Below are 237 nucleotides of genomic sequence, written 5' to 3'. Positions count from 1 at the left end.
CGCTTGCTGGATCAACCCGGCGTCGCAGCCACAGCAGGCGGCGGCCGCGGGGGGCGGGCCCCCCCCCCCCCCCCCCCCGGGGGGGGGCGCCCCCCCCCCCCCCCCCGCCCCCCCCCCCCCCCGCCCCCCCCCCCCCCGCCCCCCCGCCCCCCCCCCCCCCCCCCCCCCCCCCCGCGCCCGGGCCCCCCCCCCCCCCCCCCCCCCCCCCCCCCCCCCCGCCTGGGGGTGCCGGTGAAC

1 pseudogene is annotated in these 237 nt (G+C 92.8%); it reads left to right on the top strand.

Annotation, left to right across the window (positions count from 1 at the left end):
- A pseudogene (locus tag AC0L23_RS40195) lies at positions 1-235 on the top strand (hypothetical protein); the annotation flags it as partial.
- Positions 236-237: the final 2 nt, after the last annotated feature.

The sequence above is a fragment of the Bradyrhizobium sp. MI1.4 genome (genome assembly GCF_055811315.1).
Note: the sequence above shows the minus strand (reverse complement) of the source record. Positions and strands in the feature narration are given on the sequence as shown.